Origin of the sequence: Pseudofrankia sp. EUN1h (assembly GCF_001854645.1) — a bacterium.
Classification (GTDB): domain Bacteria; phylum Actinomycetota; class Actinomycetes; order Frankiales; family Frankiaceae; genus Pseudofrankia; species Pseudofrankia saprophytica.
Genome location: NZ_MBLN01000082.1, coordinates 50,743 through 65,471 on the forward strand (window position 1 = coordinate 50,743; position 14,729 = coordinate 65,471).

General features: G+C 72.4%; 12 protein-coding genes and 2 pseudogenes. 12 read left to right on the plus strand and 2 right to left on the minus strand.

Going from position 1 to position 14,729, the window contains the following annotated elements:
• Positions 1–269: 269 nt before the first annotated feature.
• The 3 genes and pseudogenes from BCD49_RS32970 to BCD49_RS46600 all read left to right on the plus strand — a co-directional run.
• A complete protein-coding gene (locus tag BCD49_RS32970) occupies positions 270–668 on the plus strand; it encodes a VOC family protein (RefSeq protein WP_007513594.1) in 399 nt (132 codons plus the stop codon).
• A 293-nt stretch (positions 669–961) separates the two neighbouring features.
• Positions 962–1,150: pseudogene (locus BCD49_RS46595) on the plus strand (GlcG/HbpS family heme-binding protein); the annotation flags it as partial.
• Between the two features lie 357 nt (positions 1,151–1,507).
• Positions 1,508–1,618, plus strand: a pseudogene (locus BCD49_RS46600) (heme-binding protein); the annotation flags it as partial.
• Between the two features lie 41 nt (positions 1,619–1,659).
• Here the strand turns inward: BCD49_RS46600 and BCD49_RS32980 are convergent.
• Complete coding sequence (locus BCD49_RS32980; RefSeq protein WP_007513598.1) at positions 1,660–3,006, minus strand: amidohydrolase; 1,347 nt, start codon at positions 3,004–3,006, stop codon at positions 1,660–1,662.
• A 180-nt stretch (positions 3,007–3,186) separates the two neighbouring features.
• On the opposite strand from BCD49_RS32980, the gene BCD49_RS32985 reads away from it, so the two are divergent.
• Positions 3,187–3,690 carry a hypothetical protein gene (locus BCD49_RS32985; RefSeq protein ID WP_007513599.1) on the plus strand — a complete coding sequence of 168 codons (504 nt, stop codon included), beginning with the start codon at positions 3,187–3,189 and terminating at the stop codon, positions 3,688–3,690.
• A 500-nt stretch (positions 3,691–4,190) separates the two neighbouring features.
• The gene (locus tag BCD49_RS32990; protein ID WP_071042288.1) at positions 4,191–4,544 is read left to right on the plus strand and encodes a hypothetical protein; all 354 of its coding nucleotides are present in this window, start codon (positions 4,191–4,193) and stop codon (positions 4,542–4,544) included.
• Between the two features lie 222 nt (positions 4,545–4,766).
• Here the strand turns inward: BCD49_RS32990 and BCD49_RS32995 are convergent, their stop codons facing one another.
• Positions 4,767–5,816 (minus strand): LacI family DNA-binding transcriptional regulator, encoded by a 1,050-nt coding sequence (locus BCD49_RS32995; protein ID WP_051466853.1) that lies wholly within the window; start codon positions 5,814–5,816, stop codon positions 4,767–4,769.
• A gap of 513 nt (positions 5,817–6,329) precedes the next feature.
• Here BCD49_RS32995 and BCD49_RS33000 point away from each other — a divergent pair.
• The 7 genes from BCD49_RS33000 to BCD49_RS33030 all read left to right on the plus strand — a co-directional run bounded on the left by BCD49_RS33000 (position 6,330) and on the right by BCD49_RS33030 (position 14,714).
• The gene (locus tag BCD49_RS33000) at positions 6,330–8,009 is read left to right on the plus strand and encodes a sugar ABC transporter ATP-binding protein (RefSeq protein WP_007514556.1); all 1,680 of its coding nucleotides are present in this window, start codon (positions 6,330–6,332) and stop codon (positions 8,007–8,009) included.
• Positions 8,006–9,067, plus strand: coding sequence for an ABC transporter permease (locus BCD49_RS33005; RefSeq protein ID WP_007514555.1), 1,062 nt, complete (start codon positions 8,006–8,008; stop codon positions 9,065–9,067). The genes BCD49_RS33000 and BCD49_RS33005 overlap by 4 nt, the downstream gene beginning before the upstream one ends.
• Complete coding sequence (locus BCD49_RS33010) at positions 9,057–10,154, plus strand: ABC transporter permease (RefSeq protein ID WP_007514554.1); 1,098 nt, start codon at positions 9,057–9,059, stop codon at positions 10,152–10,154. Before BCD49_RS33005 ends, BCD49_RS33010 begins: the two co-directional genes overlap by 11 nt.
• Positions 10,155–10,229: 75 nt before the next feature.
• A complete protein-coding gene (gene rhaS, locus BCD49_RS33015; protein ID WP_007514553.1) occupies positions 10,230–11,315 on the plus strand; it encodes a rhamnose ABC transporter substrate-binding protein in 1,086 nt (361 codons plus the stop codon).
• A 235-nt stretch (positions 11,316–11,550) separates the two neighbouring features.
• Positions 11,551–11,871, plus strand: coding sequence for an L-rhamnose mutarotase (locus BCD49_RS33020; protein WP_007514552.1), 321 nt, complete (start codon positions 11,551–11,553; stop codon positions 11,869–11,871).
• Positions 11,872–12,099: 228 nt separating this feature from the next.
• Positions 12,100–13,263, plus strand: a complete 1,164-nt coding sequence (gene rhaI, locus BCD49_RS33025; protein WP_007514551.1) for an L-rhamnose isomerase — start codon at positions 12,100–12,102, stop codon at positions 13,261–13,263.
• Between the two features lie 2 nt (positions 13,264–13,265).
• Entirely contained in the window at positions 13,266–14,714 is a 1,449-nt protein-coding gene (locus tag BCD49_RS33030; RefSeq protein ID WP_007514549.1) for an L-fucose/L-arabinose isomerase family protein, read from the plus strand.
• Positions 14,715–14,729 lie beyond the last annotated feature (15 nt).

Below are 14,729 nucleotides of genomic sequence, written 5' to 3' on the forward strand. Positions count from 1 at the left end.
CCACCGTAAAACCGCCGTGGCGGTCGCCTTCCCGACACCTTCCCCGCCGCCGACCGGCGTCTTCCACCAAAACCGCCCGCGCGGGCCGACATACGCGCGCCTTCTCTGGATCTTCCCCGGCACGGTCACGGCCGCGACAGGCAGGAAGAAGCCTGGCGGAAGAGACCGTCCCTAGCTTCAGCGACGTCCGGTTCCCGTACTCCACACCGGAACGACCCGACGAGATCCCTCGACGAGATTCAGACGAGATTCAAGAGAGGAGACGTCCGATGACGTCTTTCCCCGCGGTCACGCACGTCGCTGTCACGGTGACCGACCTCGAGACCAGCGTCCCCTGGTACACCCGCCTGTTCGGCGCCGAGCCGGTGCTCGACGAGGACACCGGTCCGTTCCGCCACGTCGTCTTCGCCCTGGACGGCGGGCAGCTGTTCGGCCTGCACCACTTCCCCGAGGGCACCGTGGCGGGCGAGTTCAGCCCGCGGCGGGTCGGCCTCGACCACGTCGCGTTCGGCTGCGCGGACCGCGCCGAGCTGGAGGCCTGGTGCGACCGGCTGGAGCGGCTCGACATCAAGCACGGCGGCATCGTCGACGCGCACTACGGCTCCGGCCTCGCCATCAAGGACCCGGACGACATCGCGCTGGAGTTCTTCGCCCCGCCGGCGTCCTGACCGGGCGGTCTGGTGGCCCGGCCACCGGGCGGCCCAACCGGCGGCCGAACACCCGCGGTGGCTGTGGCGTCCTCCCCCACGGCCACCGCACCCTCCACGGCCACCGCACCCTCCCCGACCACCAACACACCGCCGCCACCAGCAGGGCGACAGGTGTGCCACGTGGCGAACGGCGCCCGGCGGCGCCGACGGATCTAGCGTCGGCGACGGGCAAACCGCCCAGGTTCACAGCAACGCACGGGGGCGGCGCCGACGGGGCGACGAGACCCGTCAGTGGAAGGTGAGGGGGGACTGTGACCTTGTCACTGTCCGACGCACGCCGGGTCATCTCGGCGGGCGAGCGGCGAGCGCGCGAACTCGGCCAGCCGATGAACATCGCCGTCGTCGACGATGGCGGCAACCTCGTGTCGCACGTGCGGATGGACGGTGCCTGGGTCGGCAGCGTCGACGTGTCCATCAACAAGGCGGTCACCGCGCGCGCTGGCCGCACCCGGCCGGCCGAGGAACGGGCACGTGACCTCGCCGCGGCCGGCGTGTCCCGCTTCGGCGGATCCGACCGCGCCGACAACGGCTACCACCCGGGCCGCTACCGCTCCGACGGATTCCGCTCCGACGGATTCCGTTCGGACCGGCCTGACGGGGACGGGCACCGCGGGAGTGGGCAGGACGAGGGCGGATACGACGAGCGCGAGTATCGCGAGTATGAGGAAGGCGGCGGGTACGAGAAGGGCGGCCGCCATGAGAACGGCTACCGGGCGGACGCCGTTCGCGACCAGGCCGCCGTCGACGACGACCGGTTCGACGGCGTCAGCGGCCGCGGACGGTCCGCGCGGCCCGTCGGCGGCGTCCCGCTGATACGCGACGGGCTCGTCGTCGGCGCGGTCGGGGTCAGTGGCGGCACGACCGACGACGACCAGGCGGTCGCCCGGGCCGCGGCCGCCGCGCTCTGACCCCTCCGTGGTAGGGCAGGCCTTCGCTGTAGGGCACGCTACTAACGGGGAGTGAGGGCGGCGCGGCGGGCGAACAGTTCCTCCGCGGCGGACTGGGCGCGGGCGCGGACGGCGGTCTCGTCGCAGGTCAGCAGCTCACCGGCCGCGAGCAGGCGGCGGCCGTCGACCCAGACGCTGTCGACGTCCTGGCCGGACGATGAGAAGACCAGATGCGCCGCGACGTTGGCGTCCGGTCCGGACAGCAGCGGCGTGGTGTGCAGCTTGCGCAGGTCGACGGTGATGAGGTCGGCGCGCTTGCCGGGTTCGAGGCTGCCGGTGACGTCGGCGAGGCCGAGGCAGCGGGCGCCCTCGATCGTGGCCATGGCCAGGATGTCCCACGGGTCGCCTGCGGTCGGGTCGAGGGCGACGAGCTTCTGCAGCAGCGACGCCATCTTCACCTCTTCGAGAAGATCAAGGTTGTTGTTCTCCTTCTCCCCGTCGCTGCCGATGCCGACGGTGACTCCGGCGGACCACAGCTTCGGGACGGGCGCCGCGCCGGAGGCGAGCTTCATGTTCGACGCCGGGCAGTGGGCGACCCGGGTACCGGTCGAGGCGATCAGTTCGATCTCGGCGTCGTCGAGCCATACGCAGTGCGCGACGACCGCCCGGCCGTCCGCGAGCGCGCCGCGCCGGGCGATCTCCGCCAGCGGGCGGTGGCCATAACGGCGCAGCGACTCCTCGACCTCCCAGCGGCTCTCGCTGGAGTGCACGTGCAGACCGGTGTCGTACTCGGCGGCGAGCGCCGCCGCGTCGGCGAAGGCGCGCTTGGTGCAGTAGAAGAGGTGCTCCAGCCCGACCCAGGAGCGAACCCGGCCGCCGAAGGACGAGCGGTGCGCGGCGAGCAGCGCGCGGGTCGAGTCGATCGACTCGAAGTAGTCATATCCCTCCTCGTCGGCGACGTACGGCACGAGCGTGGCCCTGATGCCGAGTTCCCCGGCGACGCGCGCCGAGCCGTCGAGGAAACGCCACATGTCCATGACCGAGGTGGTGCCGGAGCGGACCGCCTCGGCGTAGCACAGCCAGCTCGCCGCCTCGGCGATCTCGGGCGTGAGGGCCCGGTGGGCCGGGTCGACGTAGGTCTGCAGCCAGTCGAACAGGGCGAGCCCTTCGGCCGTCCCACGCAACAGGCCGGAGTGCAGGTGGCAGTTGTGCAGCCCCGGCAGCACGGCGAACCCCGCCGCGTCGATCACCTCGACCCCGGGCCCGGCCGCCCGCGGGTCGGCGTCGACCTCCTCCACCGTCCCGACGGCGAGGATCTCCGTCCCGTCGAACAGCACCGACCCCGGCTGCAGCAGCGCCCGTCTCGGCGCCATCGGCAGCACGACCCCACCCCGCACCAACGTCCTCATGGCGCCTCATTCAGCCCGACCCGCCGCCCCTCGACAACCGACGACGCCCTGATGCGGCGCGAGCCACACCCGGGCCCATCCACATCGACCACCTGCGCGTTCGCGTCCCGGGCCCACGGTCGGGGTGTCGGGATCAGGACAAGCCCGCACACGGAGGCGACGGTTCGCCATGATCGCGCCATGAGCGGGGCCACGGTAATGCGGTCGGTGGCGACGGTGGGACTGGCGATGGTGCTGCTTTTCGCCACCGGCTGCGGCTCTGCCGGATCGAGGCTGGCGGCCGTTCCGCCGTGCTCGCTGCTCACCGCGGCCGAGGTCAGCGCCGCCGCCGGCTCGGATTTCGTCCAGGGGCACGAGTTCCCGTCCGAGGCGGACCACGAGGTCCTCGGCTGCACGTACCAGTCCCCGAAGGGCTGGGCCACCGTCTGGACCGCGACCTGGGCCAAGCACACCGATGCCGAGGTGCCCATGGCCCTCGTCTGGCCGGACGACCCGCGGTGCGACGGCCAGCTCGAACACGCCGACACCGTCCGCTACCGGGCCTATGTCTGCACGACGGGCGCCAACATTCAGGACATGTATGTCCTGAAGGACAAGAACTACCTGTTCATCACGATCGGCGCGGGCGCCCCACCCGACGCCGCCCGCCACCTCGGCGAACTCGCCACCACCCGCCTCCCCTGACCCGCCGCCTGGCGGCCACCTTCACCTCAGAAGATCGCCAGGCCTGCACCGGAATCCGAACTACGGGCCATCGCCAGTTCGGATCCGGGTGCAGAACCGCTGATCAAACTTACGTCGGGCCAGGACTCCCGGGACAATGTCGCCCGGAGGGCGCGGCGGGGCGACCCGGGCGCAGGCGTCGGCCAGCGCCTGTTCACAGGCCAGCGCGCATCCGCGAGAACCAGTTCAGCGACGGCGTCGTCGGGCCACCACGAAACCGGAATGACGGCGAAGGGCCCGCCCGACATATTCCGTCACCGCACCATCCGTCGCGTCACCGACGGGTCGATGACGGACGTTCCGCGCTGGCCACCGCAGTCGTCACCCAAACCTCAGGCAAGAAATGACCGACAGTGGTCCCGAAAAAGATATCGCGCAGCATTACTCCGGGTAACCCTTGGGTCATGTGCATGAGGTGAACCGCGATCGACGAGCGAAACACGTCAGGAAAGGACTCGTAGATGATGATGCGTCGAACCGCCCGTGTACTCGCCGCCTCCGTCGGTGTCGCGGCTGCCGTGACCGTGGCCGCACCGGCCCACGCCCTTCCGCAGAGCCCCCAGGTCACCGTCTTCGGTACCGCGTTGTGYCCGAGCACCGACCCCGCGAATCGGCTGACCATCTCCACCGGCTTCGAGACGAAGAACGCGCTTCCCGACCCCGAGAGCGGCAGCTACAGCGTCACCTTCAACCAGATCCCCCCCAACGGAATCCKGGCGAACGCCAGGATCGTCTGTGACGACGGGACCTTCACCAAGGCGTTCACCATCAACCGGCCGACGATCGGTTCGGCCCAGCTCCGCAGCTTCGGGTGATCCCATGACCCGCAGGTTCAGGTGACCGGGAGCGCGGACCCACTGGTCTGCCGCACCGGTCGAGAGGGTTCACCTMAGGTACGACGAGGGGTCTCCAGGGTCCTCCCTGGAGGCCCCTCTCTTGCTGTGCCGTCTCGCCCCGGACCAGCGCTCGCGCGCCGGCGGGTACGCCGGTCCCGGACGACGCGCCGCCCCCGGTCAGCCGGCTGACCCAGGCCGCGGTCAGCCGACGGTCGAGGCGCGGGCTACCAGTTCGGGGGTGAACTGGACGGCCTGGTGCTCGTGGGCGGGGTTGTTGGCCTCGTCCAGCAGAAGCTCGGCGGCGGTGCGGCCGAGGAGGTGGCGGGGCTGGCGGACCGACGTCAGCGGGACGGCGGCGGCCGCGGCGAAGTCGATGTCGTCGTAACCGACGATCGCGCAGTCGCCGGGGACGGCGACGCCGAGGCGCACGCACATCTGCAGCAGGCCGAGCGCGACCAGGTCGTTCGCGCAGAACGCGGCGGTGGGGCGGCGGGCGGCGGGCAGGCCGACGAGTCGTTCGGCGGCGCCCCGGCCCTCGGCGACGGTGAGCGCGCCGGTCGCGAGCACGGTCAGCCGGTCCGGCGGCAGGCCGGCGTGTTCCAGGGCGCGTAGCGCGCCAGCGCGCCGGTCGCGGACCTGGCTGAGGGTGTCGGGGCCGCCGATGAACGCGATGCGCTCGTGGCCGCGTTCGAGCAGGTGGGTGGCGGCGAGCTCACCGCCGAGGACGTCGTCGACGGACACCGAGCAGCCCTCGCCGGCGCCGGCGACGCGGTCGACGAGCACGACGGGGGTACCGCGGGCGGGCAGGGTGCGCAGCCGCTCGTTCGCCGCGTCGACCGGGGTGATGAGCACGCCCTGGACGCGCTGTTCGAGAAGCAGGTCCAGGTAGCGGGCCTCGCGGTCCGCGTCCTCGCCACTGTTGCACAGGAACACCGACAGGTCCGCGGCCTCGGCGACCTCCTCGATCCCGGTGGCGACATCGGTGAAGAACGGGTTCGACGGGTCGAGCATGACGTACGCGAGGATTCGGCTGCTGCCAGCGCGCAGAGCCCGCGCGGACTCGTTGCGGACGAAGCCGAGCTCCTCCATCGCCCGCTCGACCCGGGCCCGGGTCCGGGGGCTGACCAGCTGCGGCCGGTTCAGGACGTTGGAGACCGTGCCGAGCGACACCGCCGCCGCCGCCGCGACCTCCTTGATGCCGGCGGCACGGCTCACCGCCGTGGCCCGGCCCGCACCACCGGGCCGGCGCACATCCCCAGGCCGGGCCGTGCCGGCCGGCCGGCCGGCACCCGAGACGGAGCCCGCATCCGTCGCGCGGCCCGCGCCTGCGGCCGGGCCGGCATCCGCCGTCCGGCTCGCACCGGCCGCGCGGCTGACGTCCGCGGCCCGATCGGCAGCGCCGTCCGCGTCTCGAGGAGCGGGCTGCGCGGGCACGGCGGCCGCCCGGTGGGGGCGCTCGGCCCCGGCCGCGGGTGGTGCCTGCTCGCCGTCGTCCACACCGCTCCCGACCCTTGAAACGTGCCAGCCGAACCGCGCCAACTGATCCGGACAGCTGACCCGAGCCAGTCGACGAACCGAGCTGGCCGTACCGGGCGGGCGAGGCGTCGAAGCGCGCCGCCCGACCAGCGGATAGTACCGACGGTCCGCTGCGACAACGCAACCGAAGCGCCCAACCGGGCCCGAACCTGGACCTTGACACCGTTCGGGACGCGCGGCTACGTTGCGCTGGTCACGCTCATTGAAACCTTTCATTGAAGGGGTGAGATGTCCGCAGAGCAGGCGCCGCTGTTAGCGGTGCGCGACGTCTCCAAGTCCTTCGGGGCGGTCGCCGCGGTCCGCGACGTCTCGTTCCCGCTCTACGCCGGCGAGGCGCACGCGCTGGTCGGCGAGAACGGCGCCGGCAAGTCCACGATCGTCAAGATGCTCGCCGGGGTGCACCGCCCCGACACCGGCGCGATCGAGCTGGACGGCGCCCCGCTCGCACTGAGCTCCCCCGCCGACGCCCGAGCGGCCGGCATCGCGGTGATCTACCAGGAGCCCACCCTCTTCCCCGACCTCTCCGTCGCCGAGAACATCGCGATGGCCAACCCGCCTCGCGGCCGGTTCCGCGCGATCGACCGCACGCGCATGGTCCGGGACGCGGAGGCCTTGTTCGAGCGGCTCGCCGTCGCCATCGACCCGGCCCGGCCGGCGCGCGGCCTTTCCATCGCCGACCAGCAGCTCGTCGAGATCGCCAAGGCGCTGTCCGCCGACGCGCGGGTACTCGTCATGGACGAGCCGACGGCCGCCCTGTCCACCGTCGAGGTCGAGCGCCTCTTCACCGTCGCCCGTTCGCTACGCGACCGAGGCGCGGCGGTCCTGTTCATCTCGCATCGGTTCGAGGAGATCACCGCGCTGTGCCAGCGGGTGACCGTCATGCGCGACGGCCGGCACGTCTCGACGGACCCGCTCGCCGGCCTCACCGTCGACGACCTGGTCCGCCGGATGGTCGGCCGCGACCTGTCGACGCTCTACCCGCAGCGGTCGGCGACGCCGGGCGACGTCGTGCTGGAGGTCGACGGCCTGCGCCGCGACGGCGTCTTCCGGGATGTCTCCTTCCAGGTGCGCGCCGGCGAGATCGTCGCGCTCGCCGGCCTGGTCGGCTCCGGGCGCTCCGAGGTCGCGCAGGCGGTCTTCGGCGTCGACCCGCGCGACGCGGGTACCGTCCGCGTCCACGGCCGCCAGCTGCGCGCCGGGTCGCCACGCGCGGCGATGACCGCGGGGCTCGCGCTCGTGCCGGAGGACCGGCGGTTGCAGGGCCTCGTCATGGACGCCTCGATCGCCCGCAACGTCACGCTGCCGCGCTCCGGGGCGCTCGCCCGCCTTGGGCTGCTCTTCGGCGGCTCCGAGCGGCGCGCGGCCGCCGAGTGGACGGCCCGGCTGCAGACGAAGTACGGCCGGCTGGCCGACACGGTGTCGACCCTGTCGGGCGGCAACCAGCAGAAGGTCGTGCTCGCCAAGTGGCTCGCGACCCTGCCCCGCGTCCTGATCGTGGACGAGCCGACCCGCGGCATCGACGTCGGGACGAAGGCCGAGGTCCACCGGCTGATCTCGGGCCTCGCCGAGGACGGCGTCGCTGTCCTGATGGTCTCGTCCGAGCTTCCCGAGGTGCTGGGCCTGGCCGACCGGGTGCTGGTGATGCGGGAGGGCCGGCTGGTCGCCGAACTGGACCGCGCCGACGCCACCGAGGAGTCCGTCATGTTCGCGGCGGTCGGCCAGCGACGGCCGGGATCCGCGGCGACCGGGACGACGCCCACGGCCGTCGACGGCGAAGCGCCCGCGGAAGGCAACGCCGCCGACGGCAAGGCATCCGCGGAAGGCAAGGCCATCGACGGCAAGGCATCCGCGGGGGGCCGGCCCACCGATGGCAAGCCGGCCGAGCAGGACGTGGAGGTCGCGCTGTGACCACCGTCGAGGACTCCGTCGTCGAGGGCCCCGTCCGCACGGCGCCGGCGCGCGCGGTGCCCACGCGGACGTCCGTGCTGCAGCGGGTGCTGCGGGCGCGCGAGATCAGCATCGTGCTGGCGCTGGCGTTGCTCGTCCTCGTGACGGCCGTCGGCCATCCCAGCTTCGTGCACTCGCAGTCGATCCGCGACATCCTGCTCGGCTCCGCCATCCTGGGCGTGCTCGCGGTCGGCCAGACGATCGTCGTCATCACCCGCAACATCGACCTGTCGGTCGGCTCGGTGCTCGGCCTGTCGGCGTTCGCCGCCGGGACGCTGCTGATGGACCACCCCGGCGTGCCGATCATCGTGGCGGTCCTGGTCGGGATCGCGGTCGGCGCGGGCTGTGGCCTGGTCAACGGCCTGCTCGTCCGGTTCGGCAACGTGCCTGCGCTGGTGGTGACGCTCGGGACGCTGTACGCGTACCGCGGGGTCGCCTACCTGTGGGCGGGCGGCAGCCAGATCAACGCCGACGAGCTGCCGGACGGCTTCCTGAAGTTCGGCACCGCGACCGTGCTCGGCGTGCCGTACCTGGTGCTGATCGCGGTCGCCGTGCTCGTCGTCGCCGGCATCGTGCTGCGGTCCTACCCGGCCGGGCGCCAGCTCTACGCGCTCGGGTCGAGCCCGGACGGGGCACGGCTCGCCGGCATCCCGGTGGGCCGGCGCACCCTGGCCGCCTTCCTCGCCAGCGGCACCCTCGCGGGCCTGGCCGGCGTACTGTTCGCCGCCCGGTTCGGCACGGTCGACGCCGCGGCGGGCAACGGCTACGAGCTGAACGTCGTCGCGGCGGTCGTCGTCGGCGGTGTCGCGATCTTCGGTGGCAGCGGCTCGGTGTGGGGCGCGGCGCTCGGGGCGCTRCTGCTCACGACGATCGGCAGCGCGCTGCCCGTGCTCGGCGTCGACCAGTTCTGGCAGCAGGCCATCGTCGGCGCGCTGATCCTGCTCGCGATCGGGATCGACCGGCTGATCGCCGCGCGGGTCGCGGCGGCGCTGAAGAAGAGGGGATCCCATGTCCGCTGACAGCGACCAGCCGGCCGCGGGCCGGGCAGCGCAGCCAGGACGGGCAGCGCAGCTGGGACGGGCAGCGCAGCCAGGACGGCGAGCGCAGCTGGGACGGCTCGCGAGCTGGGACGTCGGCGTCATCGTGCTCGCGGTCCTCGTCATCGTCGTCGCCTCCGCGTCGGTCGAGAACTTCGGGACGTCGCGCAACTTCACGTTCCTCGTCCTCGACCTGCTGCCGATCGCGCTGATCGCGCTGCCGATGACGTTCGTGATCGTGACCGGTGAGATCGACCTGTCGGTGGCCAGCACGCTGGGCCTGTCCAGCGCCGTGATGGGCAGCCTGTGGAACCACGGGTTGACCATCGAGACGATCATCCCGCTGTGCGTCGTGCTCGGGGCGGTGCTGGGCGCGGTGAACGGCCTGTTCGTGACGGTGTTCCGGCTGCCGTCGCTGGCCGTGACGATCGGCACGCTGGCGCTCTTCCGCGGGCTGGCGCTCGTCGTCCTCGGCGACACCGCCGTCGCCGACTTCCCGGGCGGTTACACGACCTGGGTCACGGGCACGATCGGCGGCTCCGCGGTGCCGAACGTCCTGATCCCGCTGGCGGCGCTGGCGGTGGTGTTCGCCGTCGTGCTGCACGCGACGCCGGTGGGCCGCTGGGCCTTCGCCGCCGGGGCCAGCGAGCAGGCGGCCCGGTTCGCCGGGATCCGCGTCGGTCGGCTGAAGTTCTGGCTCTACGTCGTGACCGGCGCGGTCGCGGGGCTCGCCGGGGTGCTGTGGACGCTGCGCTACTCCAGCGCCCGCGCCGACAACGGCTCCGGTCTGGAGCTCGCGGTCGTCGCCGCCGTCCTGCTCGGCGGGGTCTCGATCTTCGGCGGCCGCGGCACCCTGCCCGGGGTGCTCGGCGGGGTCGTACTGCTGGCGGCGCTGCAGAACGCCATGCGCCTGTCGGACGTCTCGAACGAGTCCCTGAACGTCGTCACCGGCGCGCTGCTCATCGTGTCGGTGCTCGTCCCGAACCTCATCCGCCGGACCAGGGCCGCGGTCTCCCGCGCCCGGCGCCGCGGGTCGAGCGCCCTCTCCCCTCCGCTGCCCGGTTCCTGACCGCCGGGTCGCCCGACCGCCGCTTCTCCATCACCCACCACCGCCTGGCGGCCACTCCGAAAGGGATCCCCAGCCATGCAGCCACACAGATCCAGAAAACTCCTGCTGCCCGCCGCGGCCTTAGTCGCGCTGACCGTCGGCCTGACGGCCTGCGGCGGCACGTCGAAGGACGACACGGCGACCGCCGGCGCTGCCACCTCGGGCGGTACCGCGGCGTCCGCCAACCCGAACGCGACGCTGAAGACCGGCGTGAAGATGGCGTTCCTGCCGAAGCAGCTCAACAACCCCTACAGCGACATCGAGGTCAGCGGCGGCAAGGCTGCGCTCGGCGACCTCAAGGGCGAGTACAAGCTGGTGGGGCCGAACGACGCGTCCGCGTCGTCGCAGGTCAGCTACATCAACACGCTGATCCAGCAGCAGCAGGACGTCATCGGCATCGCGGCGAACGACCCGAACGCCGTCTGCCCGTCGCTGAAGCAGGCGTCCGCGGCCGGCATCAAGATCGTCGCCTTCGACTCGGACGCGGCGAAGGACTGCCGCGACGTGTTCATCAACCAGGCGACGACGCAGGGCATCGGCGAGGGCCTGGTGAAGATGACCAGCGACCTGGTCGGCGGCCAGGGTGACATCGCGATCCTGTCGGCCACCCCGAACGCGACGAACCAGAACGCCTGGATCGACGTCATGAAGACCGAGCTGGCCAAGCCGGAGTACAGCGGCCTGAAGCTGGTGAAGATCGCCTACGGCAACGACGACGACCAGACGTCGTTCCAGCAGGCGCAGGGCCTGCTGCAGTCGTACCCGAACCTGAAGGCGATCGTCTCGCCGACCACCGTCGGCATCGCGGCCACCGCCCGGTACGTGAGCAGCTCCAGCTACAAGGGCAAGGTCGTCGTCACCGGTCTCGGCACCCCGAACCAGATGCGCGAGTACGTCAAGGACGGCACCGTGAAGCAGTTCGCGCTGTGGAACCCGGCCGACATCGGCTACCTGGCGGCCTACGCGGGCGTCGCGCTGGCCTCCGGCCAGATCACCGGCGCCGAGGGCGAGACGTTCACCGCCGGCAAGCTCGGCAAGTACACGATCGGCAAGGACGGCGAGATCGTCCTCGGCCCGCCGACGGTCTTCGACGCCGACAACATCGACAAGTTCGACTTCTGAGCACGTCCGGCACGCCGGTCGCCCCACCCGGGCGGCCGGCGGGCCGGCCTCGCCGCGGCGTTCCCGTCGCGTCGGGCGCGTCCGTCGCGGGGGCCGGGACCGTCGCGGCGGACGCGCCCGACGCGACGGTAGGGACCGGCGACACGACAACCGGCACTACCGGAGTCACCGGCACTACCGGCATTGCCGGGGGGTGCGAACCAGCCTGAACGGGACATCGGAGGGGAAGATCGCGGTGCGACGGTACTGCTTCACCCTGCGGGTTCGGCCGGACCGCCTGGCCGAGTATGCCGAGCGCCATCGGGCCGTCTGGCCGGAGATGCTCGACGCGCTGCGGGCGGCAGGCTGGCACAACTACTCGCTCTTCCTGCGCGACGACGGGCTGCTCATCGGGTACGTCGAGTCGCCGAACCTGGCCGCCGCCCAGGCGGCGATGGCCGCGACCGAGGTGAACGCACGCTGGCAGAAGGAGATGGCCGACTTCTTCACCGGCATCGACGGCCGCGGGCCCGACGAGGCCATGCGACCGCTCGCCGAGGTCTTCCACCTCGATTGACCCCCTCCCCCTTTCCCCTCCCTCTTCTGTCCGGCCTGCCTGGCGGTACCGCACCCGCGCCCGCATCGGTGGCTTTCGGTGCGCCCGCCCGGCTCGGCCCGGCTCGGCCCGACCCGGCCCGCCCTCCCGGACAGACCCAACCGACCAACCCGGGTCGCTTTCCCGCCGACGTCCGCGGCGCCACCCACAGCGCCCCGGCGGCGCCGGACCTCAAGGAGCGTGATGACGATGGCGAACCCGACGGATGTCGTGAAGACAGGCCTGCGTTCGCTGCAGATCGAGACCCCGTCATGGGCCTACGGCAACTCCGGGACCAGGTTCAAGGTGTTCCCGCAGCAGGGCGTGCCCAGGACCCCGTTCGAGAAGATCTCGGACGCCGCGCAGGTGCACCGGTTCACCGGGACCGCGCCCAGCGTGGCCCTGCACATCCCCTGGGACCGGGTCGACGACTACGCCGGGCTCGCCGCCTATGCCCGCGACCAGGGCGTCCGGATCGGCGCCATCAACTCCAACGTCTTCCAGGACCCGGACTTCATGCTGGGCAGCGTCACCAACCCGGAGCCGCGCATCCGCCGCAAGGCGGTCAAGCACCTGCTGGAATGCGTCGACATCATGGACGCCACCGGCTCGAACGACCTGAAGCTGTGGTTCTCCGACGGTCTGAACTACCCCGGCCAGGACGACCTGCGCGACCGCCAGGACCGGCTCGCCGAGGCGCTGCGCGAGGTCTACGACCGGCTCGGCGCGGGGCAGCGGATGCTGCTCGAGTACAAGCTGTTCGAGCCCGCGTTCTACGCCACCGACGTCCCCGACTGGGGCACCTCCTACGCGCACTGCGTCGAGCTCGGGCCGAAGGCGGCCGTCTGCATCGACACGGGCCACCACGCGCCGGGCACCAACATCGAGTTCATCGTCGCGTTCCTGCTGCGCGCCGGCCGGCTTGGCGCGTTCGACTTCAACTCGCGGTTCTACGCCGACGACGACCTGATGGTCGGCTCGGCGGACCCGTTCCAGCTGTTCCGCATCATGTACGAGATCGTCCGCGCCGACGCCCTCGCGGGTGGCATCGCGTTCATGCTCGACCAGTGCCACAACATCGAGCCGAAGATTCCCGCGGTGCTCCGCTCGGTGATGAACGTCCAGGAGGCGACCGCTAAGGCGCTGCTCGTCGACCGGGACGCGCTGCGCGCCGCCCAGCGGGCCGGTGACGTCCTCGGCTCGAACGCCATCCTGATGGACGCCTACAACACCGACGTCCGCCCGCTGCTCGCCGAGCTGCGCGCCGACGCGGGCCTCGACCCCGACCCGACCGCCGCCTACCGCCGCTCCGGCTACGCCGAGCGGATCATCGCCGAGCGCGCGGGCGGCCAGCAGGCCGGCTGGGGTGCCTGACCATGTCATCCACGGACGCGGGGCTGGCGCGGGTCACGCCCCGCCCGACCAGGGTGGGCCTGGTGGCCGGCGGGCTCGGCGCCTACTGGCCGCAGTTCCCGGCGCTGCTGCCCAGGCTCCAGGAGTCGGCGCGCGAGGTCTCGGCCCGGCTGTCCGCGCTCGACTGCGAGGTCGTCGACGTCGGCTTCATCTCCGACGCGCAGGAGGGCGCCCGCGCCGCCGACCGGCTGCGGGCCGCGGACTGCGACCTGATCGTCGGCTTCCTCACCACCTACATGACCGCGAGCATGCTGGTCCCGATCGCGCAGCGCGCCGGGGCCCCGGTCCTCCTGCTCAACCTGCAGCCGACCGAGGCGATGGACCACGACACCTTCGACACCGGCGACTGGCTGGCCTACTGCGGCGCCTGCCCGCTGCCCGAGATGGCGAACGCGTTCCGCCGCTGCGGCGTCGAGTTCCGGTCCGTCTCGGGCTACCTCGCCGACGAGCGGGCCTGGCGCCGGATCGAGCGCTGGGTACGCGCCGCCGGGGTCCGGGCCGCGCTGCGCACGGGCCGGCATGGCCTGCTCGGCCACCTCTACCCCGGGATGATGGACGTCGCCACCGACCCGACGCTCGTCTCCGCCCAGCTCGGCGGGCACGTCGAGATCCTGGAGATCGACGATCTGCGCGTCCGCGTCGAGAAGGTGACCGACGCCGAGACCGACGCCCGGCTCGCGCTCGCCCGCGAGGTGTTCACCCTCGACGAGTCGGTCGCGGGCGACGACCTGCGCTGGGGCGCCCGGGTCTCCGTCGCGCTCGACCGGCTGGTCGACGACTTCGCGCTCGACTCGCTCGCCTACTACCACCGCGGCCTCGACGGCGAGAAGCACGAGCGGGTCGGCGCCGGGCTGATCCTCGGCGCGTCGCTGCTCACCGCCCGCGGCATCCCGGCCTGCGGCGAGTACGAGCTGCGCGCCAGCCTCGCCATGCTGATGTTCGACCGGCTCGGCGCCGGCGGCTCGTTCACCGAGATCCAGGCGCTGAACTTCCGCGACGGCGTGGTCGAGATGGGCCACGACGGCCCGGCGCACCTGGCGATCAGCGCGCGGCGGCCACTGCTGCGCGGGCTCGGGACCTACCACGGCAAGCGTGGCTGGGGCGTGTCCGTCGAGTTCGACGTCGCCCACGGCCCGGTGACCGCCTTCGGCCTCGGCCAACTGCGCGACGGCACGTTCCGGTTCGTCGCCGCCGAGGGCACGGTCGTCGACGGGCCGCTGCTGCGGATCGGCAACACGACGTCGCGCGTCGACTTCGGGCGCGACCCCGGCGAGTGGGTCGACGCCTGGTCGGCCACCGGCGTCGACCACCACTGGGCGCTCGGCACCGGCCACCGCGTCGCCGACCTCGCCGCCGTCGCCGACCTGCTCGGCATCGAGCTCGTCGTCGTCGGCCCCGGCGGCGGCACGTGACCGGCCCGAGGCGCG

Coding starts and splice junctions, on each gene's coding strand:
- BCD49_RS33010 (WP_007514554.1), top strand. CDS start 9,057: ATGTCCGCTGACAGCGACCAGCCGGCCGCGGGCCGGGCAGCGCAGCCA.
- rhaS (WP_007514553.1), top strand. CDS start 10,230: ATGCAGCCACACAGATCCAGAAAACTCCTGCTGCCCGCCGCGGCCTTA.
- BCD49_RS32970 (WP_007513594.1), top strand. CDS start 270: ATGACGTCTTTCCCCGCGGTCACGCACGTCGCTGTCACGGTGACCGAC.
- BCD49_RS33000 (WP_007514556.1), top strand. CDS start 6,330: ATGTCCGCAGAGCAGGCGCCGCTGTTAGCGGTGCGCGACGTCTCCAAG.
- BCD49_RS32985 (WP_007513599.1), top strand. CDS start 3,187: ATGAGCGGGGCCACGGTAATGCGGTCGGTGGCGACGGTGGGACTGGCG.
- rhaI (WP_007514551.1), top strand. CDS start 12,100: ATGGCGAACCCGACGGATGTCGTGAAGACAGGCCTGCGTTCGCTGCAG.
- BCD49_RS33030 (WP_007514549.1), top strand. CDS start 13,266: ATGTCATCCACGGACGCGGGGCTGGCGCGGGTCACGCCCCGCCCGACC.
- BCD49_RS32980 (WP_007513598.1), bottom strand. CDS start 3,006: ATGAGGACGTTGGTGCGGGGTGGGGTCGTGCTGCCGATGGCGCCGAGA.